The sequence below is a fragment of the Actinokineospora diospyrosa genome, from assembly GCF_024171925.1.
Lineage (GTDB): Bacteria > Actinomycetota > Actinomycetes > Mycobacteriales > Pseudonocardiaceae > Actinokineospora > Actinokineospora diospyrosa.
Genome location: NZ_JAMTCO010000013.1, coordinates 124,108 through 139,536, shown reverse-complemented (window position 1 = coordinate 139,536; position 15,429 = coordinate 124,108). Strand labels below are relative to the sequence as shown.

General features: G+C 70.9%; 16 protein-coding genes. 8 read left to right on the top strand and 8 right to left on the bottom strand.

From position 1 onward, the window contains the following. Window positions 1-160: 160 nt before the first annotated feature. The 5 genes from LV75_RS25565 to LV75_RS25550 all read right to left on the bottom strand — a co-directional run bounded on the left by LV75_RS25565 (window position 161) and on the right by LV75_RS25550 (window position 4,982). Window positions 161-2,098 carry a hypothetical protein gene (locus LV75_RS25565; RefSeq protein WP_253889558.1) on the bottom strand — a complete coding sequence of 646 codons (1,938 nt, stop codon included), beginning with the start codon at window positions 2,096-2,098 and terminating at the stop codon, window positions 161-163. A gap of 127 nt (window positions 2,099-2,225) precedes the next feature. Next, window positions 2,226-2,357, bottom strand: coding sequence for a hypothetical protein (locus LV75_RS35115; RefSeq protein ID WP_301319784.1), 132 nt, complete (start codon window positions 2,355-2,357; stop codon window positions 2,226-2,228). Window positions 2,358-2,395: 38 nt separating this feature from the next. Then, window positions 2,396-3,091 carry a DUF1990 family protein gene (locus LV75_RS25560; protein ID WP_253889557.1) on the bottom strand — a complete coding sequence of 232 codons (696 nt, stop codon included), beginning with the start codon at window positions 3,089-3,091 and terminating at the stop codon, window positions 2,396-2,398. 119 nt (window positions 3,092-3,210) lie between these two features. Beyond that, window positions 3,211-3,849, bottom strand: coding sequence for a response regulator (locus tag LV75_RS25555; protein WP_253889556.1), 639 nt, complete (start codon window positions 3,847-3,849; stop codon window positions 3,211-3,213). Continuing rightward, entirely contained in the window at window positions 3,846-4,982 is a 1,137-nt protein-coding gene (locus LV75_RS25550) for a sensor histidine kinase (protein ID WP_253889555.1), read from the bottom strand. The genes LV75_RS25555 and LV75_RS25550 overlap by 4 nt, the downstream gene beginning before the upstream one ends. Window positions 4,983-5,140: 158 nt before the next feature. Here LV75_RS25550 and LV75_RS25545 point away from each other — a divergent pair, with 158 nt between their 5' ends. Then, window positions 5,141-6,298 carry an alpha/beta hydrolase family protein gene (locus LV75_RS25545; protein ID WP_253889554.1) on the top strand — a complete coding sequence of 386 codons (1,158 nt, stop codon included), beginning with the start codon at window positions 5,141-5,143 and terminating at the stop codon, window positions 6,296-6,298. Window positions 6,299-6,417: 119 nt separating this feature from the next. Here LV75_RS25545 and LV75_RS25540 read toward each other — a convergent pair whose 3' ends face one another. Both LV75_RS25540 and LV75_RS25535 read right to left on the bottom strand, forming a co-directional pair. After that, entirely contained in the window at window positions 6,418-6,960 is a 543-nt protein-coding gene (locus LV75_RS25540; RefSeq protein WP_253889553.1) for a phosphatase PAP2 family protein, read from the bottom strand. Further along, window positions 6,957-7,568 carry a DedA family protein gene (locus LV75_RS25535; RefSeq protein ID WP_253889552.1) on the bottom strand — a complete coding sequence of 204 codons (612 nt, stop codon included), beginning with the start codon at window positions 7,566-7,568 and terminating at the stop codon, window positions 6,957-6,959. Before LV75_RS25535 ends, LV75_RS25540 begins: the two co-directional genes overlap by 4 nt. A gap of 301 nt (window positions 7,569-7,869) precedes the next feature. On the opposite strand from LV75_RS25535, the gene LV75_RS25530 reads away from it, so the two are divergent. The 7 genes from LV75_RS25530 (at window position 7,870) to LV75_RS25500 (ending at window position 14,216) form a co-directional block, all read left to right on the top strand. Next, complete coding sequence (locus tag LV75_RS25530; RefSeq protein ID WP_253889551.1) at window positions 7,870-8,550, top strand: response regulator transcription factor; 681 nt, start codon at window positions 7,870-7,872, stop codon at window positions 8,548-8,550. Further along, entirely contained in the window at window positions 8,543-9,814 is a 1,272-nt protein-coding gene (locus tag LV75_RS25525) for a sensor histidine kinase (RefSeq protein WP_253889550.1), read from the top strand. Before LV75_RS25530 ends, LV75_RS25525 begins: the two co-directional genes overlap by 8 nt. A 62-nt stretch (window positions 9,815-9,876) precedes the next feature. Beyond that, window positions 9,877-11,037, top strand: a complete 1,161-nt coding sequence (locus LV75_RS25520) for a phosphodiester glycosidase family protein (RefSeq protein ID WP_253889549.1) — start codon at window positions 9,877-9,879, stop codon at window positions 11,035-11,037. Window positions 11,038-11,201: 164 nt separating this feature from the next. Continuing rightward, window positions 11,202-11,387, top strand: coding sequence for a hypothetical protein (locus LV75_RS25515; RefSeq protein WP_253889548.1), 186 nt, complete (start codon window positions 11,202-11,204; stop codon window positions 11,385-11,387). A 78-nt stretch (window positions 11,388-11,465) separates the two neighbouring features. Beyond that, entirely contained in the window at window positions 11,466-11,789 is a 324-nt protein-coding gene (locus LV75_RS25510; RefSeq protein WP_253889547.1) for a hypothetical protein, read from the top strand. Between the two features lie 79 nt (window positions 11,790-11,868). Then, window positions 11,869-12,981 carry a PLP-dependent cysteine synthase family protein gene (locus LV75_RS25505; RefSeq protein WP_253889546.1) on the top strand — a complete coding sequence of 371 codons (1,113 nt, stop codon included), beginning with the start codon at window positions 11,869-11,871 and terminating at the stop codon, window positions 12,979-12,981. Further along, on the top strand, window positions 12,978-14,216 hold the full coding sequence (locus LV75_RS25500; RefSeq protein WP_253889545.1) for an MFS transporter: 1,239 nt from the start codon (window positions 12,978-12,980) through the stop codon (window positions 14,214-14,216). The genes LV75_RS25505 and LV75_RS25500 overlap by 4 nt, the downstream gene beginning before the upstream one ends. Before the next feature lie 140 nt (window positions 14,217-14,356). Here the strand turns inward: LV75_RS25500 and LV75_RS25495 are convergent, their stop codons facing one another. Then, a complete protein-coding gene (locus tag LV75_RS25495; RefSeq protein ID WP_253889544.1) occupies window positions 14,357-15,127 on the bottom strand; it encodes an SDR family NAD(P)-dependent oxidoreductase in 771 nt (256 codons plus the stop codon). Between the last annotated feature and the right edge of the window lie 302 nt (window positions 15,128-15,429).

Below are 15,429 nucleotides of genomic sequence, written 5' to 3'. Positions count from 1 at the left end.
TTGCTCGCGGTCCGAATCGGCGCCACCCTGCGGGCTGATCCGGTGCGCGAGCTCTGCAGGCGCCCACCATCAGACAGGATTCACGAGCCTCGACGGCTGAGGGCTGGAACGGCATGCCCGTTCCCGGCCGGTCGTCGGTCGACCGGCCGGGAGGGGGTGGTTAGTCGCCGGGGACCTCGATGGGGGCGGCGGTTGTGGGGAGGGATTGGCCGTACTCGTAGTTCGCGGCGATGATCTGCCAGTGCTGGTCTCGTTGCAGGTGCGCCGAGTACGGGTCGAAGTCGCGGACGTCGGGGCCGAGTTCGTAGACCTGGCCGCTGATCAGTTCGACGAGGAGGTAGGAGTCCACACCGGACTGGTTCGCGGTGGGGGGCGGTTGGGTCCAGGTGATCGGGTTGGCGCCGGTGAGCACGGGCGCCGGGGGGACCTTGGCCGCGACGGAGTAGTCGCCGGGGGTGCCGATCTGGACCGACAGGGTGATCGACTTGCCGTCGCCCCAGTTCCAGCTGTGCGGGGTCAGGGTGAAGTCGTAGCGGCCGGGGGTGAGCCGGGAGGTGGCGGGGTTCACGTCGAAGGTGGGCTGGGTCGCGGGGTTGACCGCGGGGAGGGTGCGTTTGCGGCCCTGCAGGTCGACGAACGACACCAGGTAGATGTCGGCCGGGGCGTGCTGGCGGTAGCGGCCGAGCGGGACCATGGTGACCGGGTCGTCGCCGCGGGCGTCGTAGCTGAAGGTGATCTTCGTGTCGGTCACGTGGGCGGACAGCGAGCGGGCCGCGGTCGGCGGCAGCAGCGGCAGGTGGGTGACCGGCACCACGGCCTGCGCCGCCGTCCCGGACGGGTTGCGGTCGGTCAACGCTAGGATGAACCGGTCGCCGTAGGCCACACCGGGAATGGTGATGTCCACCCCGGGCTGCTCGGAGGTCACCCGGAGAATGGGGCGCCCACAGAGGATGTCACTGGGCACGCACACGCGGACCTCGGTGTTGTTCACCTCCGGGAGAGCCTCGGGACCGCGCTCCCAGAGGACCGTGAACCCGGTCGAGGTCGACTCGGCGGTGACGTTGCGGACCGGAGTGGGCGGCGGGCCCGCGGCGACGTAGCGGAAGTAGCGGTAGGTGATCGTCGACCCCATGGTGTCCATCCCGGCGGGCACCAGTGCCTGTCCGTTCGCGGTCTCCGGGAGCACGAACGCGCCCCACCGCACGCCCGCTGCCACGGCGAAGGTGGCCGTGGTGGCGTTGGTACGCACCAGTTTGCGGTCGGCCGGGTTGTCCGGGTTGATCAGCACCGCGGTGTACGCCGTGACCGCGGGCACCGGCTTCCAGTCCATCCGGATCGAGTTCTGCGTCGCGGACGCGGTGAAGTCGGTGATCGCGGCGGGCAGCTGCGGTCGCGGGCCGAGCTGGTCGAAGGTCGTCCACCGCACCGCGGTCCCCACGACACCGCTGATGAAGGTCTTGGCCTCGGCGGTGAACTGCGGCACCCCGCTGATCACGCCGGTCGAGGCGTAGGTCATCAGGCCGAACAGGTGGCCGCTGGTGTCGCCGGGCCGGTGGTAGAACACGGGACCGCCGCTGTCGCCGGGGATCGCCGTCGGCGGGTTGACCAAAGTGGACAGCATCAGCCCGCCGGTCGGTGACGTCCACCCCGCCGTGAGCTTTCCGCCGCCCAGGCCGACCGCGAGCGCCGAGCCCGCGAGGGTGTTGTCCGCGCGCGGGATCCCGTTGTCCACCAGGTCGACGAACGCGGGCGCGGGCAGCGCCACGGCGAGGTGGGACAGGCTGAGGTCGCAGTTGGACCCCGGGCACGAGGTCACCGAGTCGATCTTCGCGGTCCCGTAGGCGTTGGTGAACGACCCGCCGACCGATCCCGGCGCGTGCCTGGTCGTGAGCACCCATTGCGGCGCGACCTGCACGCCGGAGGCGCTCGCGCGCCCGGCGAGCTTCCAGTCGTCGACCGCCCGGCCGCTCACCGGCTCGCGGATCACCGTCGTCCCCGGATCCACCCCGTTGCCCACCGCCCCGGCCGGTCCGACCGCCACGAGCAGGGACACCACACACATCGCACTGGCCAGCGCGATCCGACGCACACCGATCATGTCCCGGACGCTAGAGCGCGAGGCACTCCGGCGACACGAACGCGAACCCGCTTTCATCCCCTGTTCGTCGGAGGTTCGCCACACCCAACACGACCGTCCACGACGGAGCGTCACCCGGGCGGCACAGTCAGCAGGAGGTCACGACGGCGAAGCCGGTGACGTCGGTGAACCCGTTGTCGGAGAAGGCATAGGTGTCCAACAAGGCGAGGGTGGTGGTGCGGGACAGCGGAACCCGCTCATCGACCGAAAAAGAAAGCAATACGGGGCGAACTGGACACTGTTCCAGGACGCCCGCAGTCACGCACCTGAAGACGACGTCATCGGCGGTGTGCGCCTACCGCCGTCGATGATCGTGAGGCCTGGGCGTGACAGCCGGGCTTGGACCGTCGGTGCGACAGTGATGGGCCGGTCCGCGGTGAGGGCGGCCATCTGCTCGCCGACCCGCCGGTAGAAACGCAACTGGACACGACGTCCGAAGATGGCCCAACCGAAGCGGAGGATCGGGTGTGCCTCGTGCGAAGGCCGAGAATACGAGTGTGCCCGGAACTCCACCGCACCCGTCACGTGGTCCTTGCCGACCTCGTAATCCACCCTCCCCCGTTCCAGGTGCCCGTCGAGGGTCTCATACGCCCACCCCCACCGACTGACCTGGGCATCCACCGAATCCAGAACCGCCGTGACCCGCACCCCCATCAAGAACCGAACGCCGCAAAAGCAGCCCTCCAGCACCATGTCCCGCCCCAGCAACAACGACCCCTGCCGAAAGTACCCCCGAATCAACTCAGGAGGCGCGAACTCATATCCCCGCACCAACTCGACCGCCCGAGTAAACAACCCGCCGGGGATCGGCGGGCCCACTTCCTCGTACCCCAAGATCCGCCGATGATCGTCGCGGTACCAGCCAGGACCCACCTCGGCCACGGCGTAGTTGATCCGGCGCCCAACCAGTTCAGCCAACAACATTTCCGGATCACTGAACCGTCGGATGCGCACCACTCGAGTATCCCAGACACAGGGACCGCTCCCGGAGGTGACTAGTCGGCGCTCACCTCCTGATCACATCACCTGACTGGGCGTGCGAAACGAGGCGCATAAAGGTCGTCCGGCCATTCTCACCCCAATCCCGCTCCGAGAGCGAGGAGGACCAGGTGCACGCGGTCGCGAGCCCCGAGTTTCATCAGCAGGCTGCGGACATGTGATTTGGCCGTGCCGGGGCTGATGTGGAGGTGTTCGGCGATCTCCACGTTGGTCCGGCCGCGGGCGACGAGGGTGAGCACCTCCCGTTCCCGGTCGGTGATCGGCAACCGGGCGGGGCCGCGGACCGGTGCGGGGAGCTTGGTGAACTCGGCGATGAGCCGTCGGGTGGTGGTGGGGGCCAGGAGGGCTTCGCCCCCGGCGATGACGCGCAGCGCGGCGAGGAGATCGCGCGGTGGTGTGTCCTTGAGCAGGAACCCGCTGGCCCCGGCGCGCAGCGCGGCGTGGACGTGTTCGTCGAGGTCGAAGGTGGTCAGCACCAGGACCCGGGCCGCGGTCGAGGCGGTGACCCGGGCGGTGGCGGCCACCCCGTCCAACCCGGGCATGCGGATGTCCATCAGCACCACGTCGGGACGCAGGTCGCGAGCCAGTTCGACGGCGCGCAGGCCGTTCTCGGCGGCGCCGACGACCTCGAGGTCCTCGGCCGAGTCGACGATCCCGCACAACCCCGCCCGCATCAGGTCCTGGTCGTCGGCGATCAGCACGCGCGTGCTCACGCGGGCACCCCGGCGAGCGGGAGCCGGGCCCGTACCGCGAACCCGCCACCGGGCACCGGTTCCGCCTCGACCGTCCCACCGTGCGCGGCCGCCCGCTCCCGCATCCCGGCGAGGCCGTGCCCGGCATTGGCCTGGCCACCGCGGCCGCGGTCGACCACCTCCACGCACAGCGCGTCGCCGGTGATCTCGACGGTGAGCACGCAGGAGTCGGTGTTCGCGTGCTTCACCACGTTGGTCAACGCCTCCTGCGCTATCCGGTACGCGGACACGTCGACGCCTGCCGGAAGGTCGCGGGTCTCACCGCGCACCACGACCTCGACCGCGACGCCCGCGCTCCGTGTTCGGACGACGAGTTCACCCAGGTTGGCCAGGCCCGGCGGTCCGGTCTCGTCGTCGGGTTCCGCGCGCAGCACACCGAGCAGGCGGCGCATCTCCACCAGGGTCTCGCGGCCCGTGGTCTCGATGGCGCCGAGCGCGGTACGCGCCTGGCCCGGCCGGTCATCGAGCACCAGGTGCGCGTATCCCGCTTGCACCGTGATGACGCTCATGCCGTGGGCGATCACGTCGTGCAGGTCGCGGGCGATGCGCAACCGCTCGTCCACGACGCGCTGCTTGGCTCGCGCGGCCTCCGCCTCGGCGCGGTGGATCCGCTCGGCGACACGGGCGCGGTGCCCACCCACCGCCACCCCGACCAACCACGCGATCACCATCACCATCCCCGGAACCACCGCGTGCACCAAGACGCCGTTGTGGTGCACGAGCGTTGTCGCCAGCGCCGCCAGGAGCGTCACGACGCCAGGCCGCCGGTCCGAGGTGACCGCCACCGAGTAGAGCAGCGATATCCACGGCAACAGGACCAGCCACGGGGACGACAGCGGCAAAGCGGCCGCCAGGAGCAGGACCGCGGCCGTCGAGGGCCACCTCCTGCGCGTGAGCACCGCCGCGCACGACAACAGCAGGCAGAGCACACCGAGCAACCCGATCTGCCCCGGCACCGCGGCGATCCCGGCCGGACTGAGCCGGAACGTCCCAAGAGGACTGTTCTGGGCGAACAGGACAGCCCCGAGCACAACGCCGTGAACCACCACGACAACGATGTCGACCCATCGACCGAACCGCGAACCGTCGCGCATGCCACGACGCTAGAGCACATCCGTCGCGCGGACATCAGCCCACAGGCGTATGCCCCAGGGCATAGGTGCGCGGTCGCGAAACCGGCTCACGGGCTGATGAATCCCTTGCCGCGAAGGGAAATCGTTACCGGCGACAGCCGAGTCCACAAGGAGGTCCCATGCGATTCAGCCGCCTGGCAGCGGTGGTCCCGCTCGCCGTGAGCCTGGTGCTGGGCACCGGCGCGACCGCCACCGCCAGCCCGCTCGTCCTCACCCTGCCCCCGCCAACCGGTCCCCACCCGGTCGGCACCACGGCACTGCACCTGGTCGACCACGCCCGCCACGACCCGTGGGGCGCACCGGAATCGCCCAGGGAGCTGATGATCAGCCTCTGGTACCCCGCCCGCGACGCCAACCGCCACCCGGTCGTCCCCTGGCTCCCGCCCGCCGCCGCGGCCCGGTACGCGGTCGACAACGGTGTCGCGCCGGGGGACCTGCGCGTCCCGGACACCCACGGCCACGACGGCGCCCCGGTCGAGCGGTGCGGCAGGCTGCCGGTGGTGCTCTACTCCCCCGGCAACGACTCATTCCGGTCGGCCAACACCGTGGTGGTGGAGGAGTTGGCGAGTCGGGGTTACTTGGTCGTCACCATCGACCACACCCACGACGCCCTCGTCGAGTTCCCCGGCGGGCGGGTGAGCCTGCCGGTGCCCGACGGCCCGGACACCGGTGCGGCGATGGCCGAGGCCAGGGTCGCCGACGTCCGGTTCGTGCTCGACCAGCTCACGGCGCTCGACGCGGGCGGCAACCCGGACGTCGACGGGCACCCGCTGCCCCGCGGTCTGCGCGGCGGGATCGACCTGGCCCGGGTCGGCATGTTCGGCTACTCGGCCGGGGCGACGACGACCGCGGCCACGCTGTTCGCCGATCCGCGCGTGCGGGCGGGGATCGGCGTCGACGGCGCGGTCACCGGTCCGGTCGTCACCGCGGGCCTGGACCGCCCCTACCTGCTGATGAACGCCCGCGCGTCCCGGCAGACCCTGCCGGACCTGGCGACGTTCTGGTCCAACCTGCGGGGCTGGAAGCGCGACATCACCCTCACCGGCGCCGCGCACGGCAGCTACGGCGACCTCGCGGTGCTGCTCCCCCAGGCGGCGCCGCTGCTCGGCTTGGACCAAGCCCAGGTCGAGGCGGAGATCGGCACGGTGGCCCCGGCCCGGTCGGTGGCGGTGCAGCGGGCCTACCCGGCGGCGTTCTTCGACCAGCACCTGCGCCGCTCCGGTCACCTGCTGGACGGCCCGTCACCGCGGTTCCCCGAGGTCGTCTTCACCCCGTGACCGGAGCACCGGGGCCGTTCGGGCGAGCCCGGTGTGCAGGGTCCGCGGCGCGGTCGTCGCCGCGGACCCTGGTCCGTTTGTGGCAACCGGTGTTCCTTCGGTGACCGGTGGTGGGCGCGTCAGTCCCGAGCGGCGATGAGCACGGAGGGGACTCTGCCGATGAGGAGGCGGCAGGCCCACAGGCCCGTCGTGCCGATCGCGGCCCCGATGAGAAATCCGACGAGGACGTCGTGCGGGTAGTGCGCGCCCAGGTAGACGCGGGAAACGCCGACCAGCAGGGTGACGGCGACGGCAGTCAGCCCCAGCGCGCGGTGGGTGAGCAGGATGGCGACCGCGGCCGCCGCGGCGACGGTGGCGTGGTTGCTGGGCAGGGAGAAGTCCGTGGCGTAGTCGCACGGCGAGACGGTGGGCAGGTGCAGGACCTGACACGGTCGGGGTTCGCGTACCAGCACCTTCACCACGTTGCTCACCGCGTAAGCCAGCAGGACCGCCACCGGAGCCCACACAGCCGTGGCAGCCGCCGCCGGGGACCGGTGCCGGGCCCGCCGCCACGCCGTCACCATCAGCAGGGCCAGCAGCACCAGTGCCCCGTCCGTGTAGACCGACGCGATCGTGTGCAGCCACGGGGTGCGTTCGGCGAACCCCAGCACGCTGGTGGTCATGCGCGGCTCCTCGACCGGACCAAGCGGGTGACGACCGGGAGCAACGACACCACGACGATGGCCGCGATGATCGGCAGCAGGTAAGCATCGACGTTCGGGATCGCGCTGCCGAGCAGGAACCCCGCCAGCGTGACGCCGACCGTCCACAGCACCCCGCCCAGGACCTGCCAGAGCGCGAACACCCCGGCCGGTACCCCGGTCAGCCCGGCGAGCGGGTTCAGCACCGTCCGCACCACCGGGATGAACCGCGCCAGCACGATCGCCTTCCGGTGCCCGTACGCCTCCAGGAACCGCTTGCTCTGCGCGAGGCCGTTGTGCAGGTGCCGGTTGCGCGAGCGTCCCAGCAGGACGGTCCCGCCCCGGCGGCCGATGAGGTAACCGGTCTGGGCACCGAGCAGGGCACCAGCCGCCGCGGCCGCGATCGTCAGCGGCAACGGCAGGTGCAGCGACGCGCCCGCGGGGGTCGCCGCCAGTACCCCGGCGGTGAACAGCAGTGAGTCCCCGGGCAGGAAGAACCCGATGAGCAAGCCGGTTTCGGCGAACATCACCAGGAACACGCCGAGCGCGCCGAAACCGCTCAGCAACGACTGTGGATCGAGCACGGACATGGGGATCCTTCACGGCAGGCCGGTATGTGCCACCGACGTTAAGCAGCACCGGGTGCGGCCGCGGCGAGCGCAAGGCAAGCGGAAGGCAAATCGCTGGAAGGTTTGCTTTCCGCTTGCCCTCGGCTCCCGCTCACCGACTTAACGTCATGGGGTCGAGAGGAGCGAAGATGGAGGTCCTGGTGCTGGTGGTCGTGTTCGCGACCTCGGTCGCGGCGGGGATGGGCCTGCACGGCCTGGCGGAGCGATTCCGGTGACGAGTCCGCCAGGAGAAAGAGCCGCGGGCGCACTAGGGTCCTCGAGCATGGCCCGCGTGCTCTTGGTCGAAGACGACGAGACGATCGGGGCCGTGCTGAGCGACAGCCTGCGCAGACACGGCCACGACGTGCGGTGGGCGCGCACCGCGGCGGCCGCCCTCGGCGACGGGAACGCCTTCGACCTGGCCCTGCTCGACCTCGGCCTGCCCGACCTGGACGGCATCGAGGTGTGCCGCAGGCTGCGCGAGCGCCAGCCGACGTGCGTGCAGGTCATCCTCACCGCCCGCACCGACGAGGTCGACGTCGTCCTCGGGCTCGAAGCGGGCGCCGACGACTACCTGACCAAGCCGGTGCGGCTGGCGGAGCTGCACGCGCGGATCCGGGCGCACCTGCGCCGGGAGTCGGCGGGCACGGGGGCCCAGGTGCTGGAGTTCGGCGCCCTGCGGGTCGACCCGGGCACCCGGCGGGTCACTGTGGACGGTCACGAGGTCGCGCTGCGGGCCAAGGAGTTCGAGCTGCTGCTGCGCCTGGCGCGCGAGCCGGGCATCGCGGTGCGCCGGGAGGATCTGATGGCCGACGTGTGGGACGCGCACTGGTACGGCTCGACCAAGACGTTGGACGTGCACGTGGCCGCGCTGCGCCGGAAACTGGCCGCCGCGGGCGCCGCGCCCGAGATCACCACGCTGCGCGGCTACGGTTACCGGCTGGAGTCCCCGGCGGATGCGTAGGCGGATCGTCGTCCTCGTGGTGGTGGCCGCCGCCCTGGCCATCGCGCTGTTCGGGGTGCCGCTGGCCTACGCAGCCGCCCGCTACTACCTGGCCGACGAGCGCGTCGAACTGGAGCGCCTGGCCGACGACACGGCGCTGCGGGTGGTCGACGACCTCTTCGCCGGGCGAACACCGGAGGCGGTGCCCACCGGCGAGAGCGGCTCGGACGTCGCCGTCTACAGCCCCGCCGGGACGAGGGTGGTCGGGACCGGGCCAGACCGGCTCGACCCGGGCGGGCCGCGGGTCGAGCCGGGCGGGGTCGTCGAGGCCGACACCGACGGCGAGCTGGTCGTCGTGATCGGCATCGCCAGGGGCGAGGAGGTGGTGGGGATCGTCCGCGCGGCGAGCCCGACGGTCGAGTACTACCTGCGCACCGGGCTCACCTGGGCGGCCATGGTGCTGCTCGGCGGGGTCGCGCTGGCGGGCACCTGGCTGGTCGCGCGCGGGCAGGCACGCAGGCTCGCCGAGCCGCTGGAACGGCTGGCGGGCACCGCGGCCAGGCTCGGCGAGGCCGACTTCACGGCGCGCGCCCCCGACAGCGGCATCCCCGAGGTGGACTCGGTCGGCTCGGCGCTGACGCTCACCGCCCAGCGGCTCGACGCCCTGCTGGAACGCGAGCGCGCGTTCACCGCGGACGCCTCGCACCAACTCCGGACACCGCTGGCCGGACTGCGACTGCAACTGGAATCGGCGCTGGAGAACCCCGACGCCGACCCGCGGCAGGCCATCGCCGCGGGGATCGGCACGACCGATGTGCTGGAACAGACCATCGACGACCTGCTGGCGCTGGCCCGCGACACCCCCTCGGCGACCCACACCGGCCAGGTCGGGGCGATCCTCGACGGGTTGGCGCGCGAGTGGCGCGGCGCGCTGGTCGACCGGGGGCTCGGGGTCGAGGTGACCGACGACGCCGCGGCGGCCCTGGTGGCCGGTCCGGTGCTGCGCCAAGTCGTGGCCGTGCTGCTGGACAACGCGGGCAGGCACGGCGCGGGCGAGGTCCTGCTGACCGCACGGGTGGTGGCCGACACCATCGCCGTCGACGTCACCGACCAGGGCGTCGGGCCCGCAGCGGGCACCGACGTGTTCCGACGGCGAGCGCACGACAGCGGCGGCCACGGGATCGGCCTGGCGCTGGCCCGCAGGCTCGCCGAAGCCGAGGGCGGGCGGCTGCGGTTGATGCGGACCGACCCGACGCGGTTCACCCTGGTGCTGCCAACCCGCTGATTTGCCGTCGGCTAACCCCGTGCTGGCCCTGCGGGCACCGGGCGATTCCTACCGTTGGCGCCATGCCCCAGACACTCATCAGCCCGCTGCCTGCCCGCCGCGCGACCCCGAGGCGGCGCAGACGCCGCCGTGTCGTCGCCTTGGTACTGGCCGTCGCGCTCGTGTACCCGATGACGACCTATGTCCAGGTGCTGGTGTACCCAGGGCAGGCGAGTTTCACCGCGCGCACCGTGGATTGGTTGCGGCAGATGGGACTCGACGCGCCGGTCAACGCGATCGAGAACTGGTGGTACACCCGCAAGCAGCCCGGCACCGGCGCACCAGCCGCCACCGCGCTGCCCCCGACGCGGACTCCCACTGTGGCGGCCCCAGGGGCACGTCCGTCCGACCTGGTTGTCCACTCAGGACTCGCAGGTGAGGGCGTGTGGGTTCCCGGGGCGAGGGCGGCCGACGGCACGGCAGCTCTGTACACGACGTTCGTCCGACCCGACCCGCGGCACGGCAGTGTGGTCGCCGGGGTGGCGTGGCTCAACCAGGACCTGACTGCGGCCACGCTCGTCCCCGGCACCCGCGAACCCGGTGGGTCGGTAGGCCCCGACCACGCGGTCCCGCTCGGGATGCGGTCGAGCCTGCTGGCCACGTTCAACTCCGGCTTCAAGATGCGCGACGCCAACGGCGGCTGCTACCTCAACGGCACCACCATCGGCACCTTGCGCGACGGCGCCGCCGCGGTGGTGCTCACCCGCGATGGGAGAGTCGGTATTGGACAGTGGGGCCGGGACCACACCCTGGGCCCGGACGTGATCGCGGTCCGGCAGAACCTCGACCTGGTGATCGACCGCGGGCAACCGGTGCCAGGACTGGACCAGAACACTGCGGAGCACTGGGGCAACGCCCGCAACCAGTTCCAGTACACCTGGCGCTCCGGCCTCGGCCTCGACTCCCACGGCAACCTCCTCTACGTCGGCGGCGACCAACTCACCCTCCACACCCTCGCCGACGCGATGCGCCAAGCGGGCGTGGTCCGCGGCATGGAACTGGACATCCACACCGGCATGGTCGTCTTCACCGCGTACCGCCCCGATTCCCCCGGCACAAGCCCGACCCGGTTGCTGCCGGGGATGAGCAGTCCCCCTGACCGCTACCTGGTCCCCGACCAACGCGACTTCTTCGCCATCGCGTTGCGCGCACCCCGGACCCACGCATCGACTCTCTCACCGTGATCACGGTCCTCGCGCGAACTCATGGGCGACTTACGCAGGACTTCCGGGTGGCCCCCGGCGACGCCGCCCACGGGGCTGGGTTGGCGTGGAGGCCAGGAGCGGATCTTCGCGCAACGCAGTTGGTCTTGCGTTGCTGATGACGTCGCGACGCGTACGGTCGCTCGGTGGTGGCCACGCTGGGCACGGTGGTGATCGGGGTGGTGATTGGGGAGTTCATCTCGATGACGTGGTGTGAATGGGTGGTAAGGGCGGGGGCGGGGGATGTGAATTTCCCTGTGGGCTACGGCTGCGTGCGCTTTTCCTGTCGCGTTGGGGTCGAGGGGGTGGCGCGGGTGGTCGGGCATTCGTAGGCTCGGGGCACTATGTCCAATCATCGGGGCTGCGGGCAGCGCGGCGGGATCCGGCCGCGCACTGGCGTGGTGTCGGCGATGATTGTTGGGCTGCTTCTGGTGTATGTGGCCTTGTGCGTCGGCCATCCGCATCCGCTCGTGGCGGAGTCGGGGCATCTGGTGGCGACGGAGGTTGTGGCGGATCAGCCGGATTCCGGGCCTGGTGAGGACGACTGCGGTTACGTGGTCCACGATCCGGATGCCGTGCACACGTCGGCGGCGGCCTGTGGGGTCACCGATGCCGTTGTGGATGTGGTCGACTGCTTGTCGGGCCAGGGATACGCGGTGGGCGCCCGCTATGTTCGACCGCCTCCGCTGTGGGGGCGCACTCTCCTGACCCGCGTCTGTGTCGCGCGGACCTGACGGCGCGCGCCGCTGAGCGGTGCGCTTGTGCCGCTGGCTGCCCCGTCATGTGATGCCGCGACGGTCACTGGAGAAACCCATGCGTTCGACCACTTTGCCCTTGCTGCTCGACGCGGTTGGCGACACACCCGTCGTCCGCCTGCGCAACCTCACCACCGCCCACGAGGCCGAACTGATCGTGAAACTGGAAGGCGCGAACCCCGGCGGCAGCCTGAAGGACAGGCCCGCCTCCCACATCATCCGGCACGCGGAGCGCACCGGCGCACTCCGCCCCGGCGGGACGATCATCGAGTCATCGTCCGGCAACTTCGGCATCGCGCTGGCGATGTACGGCGCTTCCCTCGGCTACCGGGTGATCGCCGTGGTGGACCCGAAGTTGACCGCCACCAACCGGGCGCTGCTGCAGGCCTACGGCGCGGAGATCGTCGTCGTCGACGAGCAGGACGACTCCGGTTCCTACCACAAGACCCGGATCTCGTTGGCCAACCGGATGCACGACGAGATCGCCGGGTCGTTCCGGCCCGACCAGTGCTTCAACCCGCTCAACAGCGACGCGCACCTGCACAGCACCGCCGCCGAACTGCTCGACCAAGCCGGTCCGGAGCTCAGCGCGGTGGTCTGCACCGTCAGCACCGGCGGTCACCTCGGCGGTATCGCGCGTTCGGTCAAGAGGCGCGCGCCGCACGTGCGGGTCATCGGGGTCGACGTCGAAGGGTCCACTGTGTTCGGTGGGCTCGCGCACGCCTACCTGACTCCGGGCATGGGCTTGAGCTGGACACCGGTCAACCTCGACGATCTGTCCCTTGTGGATGAGGTGTACAAGGTCACCGATGATGACGCCTACCGCGCGTGTCGAACCCTGGCCCGCACAGAGGGCATCCTCGCCGGGGTGTCGACGGGGGCGGCCCTGACCGTCGCACTGGCCGCGGCGATGCGGACGCGGGCCGGTCGGCGCGTAGCCGTGCTCGCTTCCGATCGTGGCGAGCGCTACCTCGCTACCGCCTTCAACGACGAGTGGCTGCGGGCCAATGCCCTCACCACCGAGTGCACCGTCACTGGACTGCGCGCCCGCGCTGGTCGGCTCGCCCCGCACTCGACTGACCCCGCACGGGATTGCGCGAACTACCTGCCCGAACTGGCGGAGCAGCTGGGCTCGCCGACCGCCCGCGCCACCGCCGAGGTGAGCCGGTGATCACCGTGTTGCGCCAGAGAGCGTTCCGCCGCTTGTGGTTGAGCCACACGGCCTCCGCCGCCGCGACGGGCCTGATGCCGACTGCGCTCATTCTGGCCGTCCTGGACCGACATGACGGCTTCACGGCGCTCGGCCTTGTGTTGGGCGCGAGGACTTTGGGATTCCTGCTGGGTGCCCTGCCCGCAGGCGTCATCGCCGACCGCTATCCCCGTGCCAAGACCCTGGCCTACTCCAGTCTTCTCCGGGCAGCGGGAACAGTCGCGGCCGCCTTGCTGCTCGACCTGCCCACCATCGCGCTGTGCGCCGCCGTTCTCCTCGCGGGTGCTGGAGAAGGCGTGTTCCGCAGCGCCTACCAAGCGCTGGTCGGCGAGCTGGTCACCGAGGAGCACCGGCACTCGGCGAACGCGGCCACCACACTCAGCCTGCGCATCTGCCTGGTGGCCGGGCCCACCATCGCGGTCGTGGCGCACAGCGGCCTCGGCCGAACCGCCAGCCTCCTGATCGCCGCCGGGTTGTGGCTGGTCGCCGCCGCACTTCCCCCTCGACATGGTGCGGCGCCGGAAGGCTCGGGTCGCGCCAACGCCTTCGTCGACTTCGGCGAAGGTCTCCGTGAGGCGCGCAAACACCGGTGGTTCCTCGCGGGCTTGGCCGCCCTCGTCCTCTGGCTAGCCCTCGGCGAAGCCGCGAAGTACCTCATGCTCCCCATCATCAGCCAAGAACGCTTCGGCGGCGACTGGCTCATCGGCGCGGCCCTGGGCGCCTACTCCCTCGGCGCCGCCTGCGGGGCAGTCCTGATGAGCCGATGGCAACCACGCCGCCCGGGCGTTCCAGCCATGATCATGCTGGGCAGCTACGGACTGGTCCCGCTCGCACTGGCCTTCGCCCACCAGAGCTGGATCATCATCGCCTGCTGCGCCATCGGTGGTGCGGGCATCGAGATCTTCAACATCCCGTGGTTCACCGCCATCCAACGCGAAGTCCCCCAACACCTCCAAGCCCGGATCTCCGCCCTCGACTTCCTCGTCTCCTACGGCATGAGCCCACTCGGCCTGGCACTGCTGCCCGCCGCGATCGCCGCGACAGGCGGCATGCTCGTCCTCACGGTATGCGGTGTCGTGGTCATCGTCGCCGCACTGCTCACGTTGCTGGTGCCCGGCATGGCCACATTCACCGATCCGCGCCGACCCGACCCGGCGAAGCAACCCTTGGGTAAAACTGCCACTGCCGCCACATGACGAGATCCGGTGGTCGCCGCCGCCATATTGGCAGCGACCACCGGATCCGCGCCCACCGCTCGGTCCGGTTCAGACGCCATCACGGCAGCCAAGACGGCGTACCGCAAGCAGAATCTCTTCTGAAGTGCGACAGCTCGACCTCAGGGGAAGCGGGCGCCCAGGCCACCGTCGACCGACCAGTTGGCGCCGGTAACGAAGGCGGCGGCGGGTGAGGCGAGGAAGCAGACGACCTCGGCGACGTCCTGCGGGGTGCCGAAGCGGCCCAGTGGGTGGTTGGCGAGGGCCTTCTGCTCGGCGTCCGGCTCGGCGTTGTTGGTGAAGTACTCGTCCACGAGAGCGGTCCTGATGAAGCCGGGACTGACCGCGTTGACCCTGATGCCGTGCTGCGCCACGTCGAGCGCGAGGCTCTTGGTGAAGCCGACCAAGCCCGCTTTGGCGGCGGCGTAGGGGAACATCCCCGCGGTCGTGACGGTGGCGTGGATCGAGGCGATGTTCACGATCGCGCCGCCGCGGCGTTCGACCATGCCGGGGAGGACGGCTTTCGCCACCAGCCAGGCGCCCTTGAGGTCGACGTCGAACACCGCGTCCCATTCCTGCGCGGTCATGGCGATCGGGTCGGCGTAGGAGTTGCGACCGGCGTTGTTGACCAGAACCGTCACCGGGCCCAGTACCCCGGAGATCTCCGCCGCGGCCGCGGCCACCGCGACCTCATCGGTGATGTCGGCGACCGCGGCGTGGACGGCGGCGCCCTCGCTCAGCCGGTCGCGGGTCTCCGACAACTCGGCGCCCAGGACGTCGATCAGCCCGACCGCCGCGCCCTGAGCCGCCGCCGTCTCCGCGATCGCCAAGCCGATCCCCCGTGCCGCACCCGTCACCAGCACGACCTCGCCAGCCAGCCCGCCCCGCGCCATTGCCACCTCCGGTTGCCTTGTCCGGCGGTCAGACTACGCGGGGGCCACCGCACCGGAGCACGCGAACTGGCACCGCTGACCTCGAAGATGGCGAGTCCAACCAAGCAGGATCACCCCGCCAACTCCCTGGTCAGCCAGCAATATGCGTCCTCAGCTCGATAGCAGCGGTCGCAGGTCGAGTGTGAGCCAGGAGTCCTCGGGCCATGCTTGCACTCCTGACTCCCGTCAGGGATCCGGTGGCGAGTGGGCGACCCGTGCCGAGGGGTCGCCCACTCTTACCCAGTCGTGCGCCGCGGCGAGGG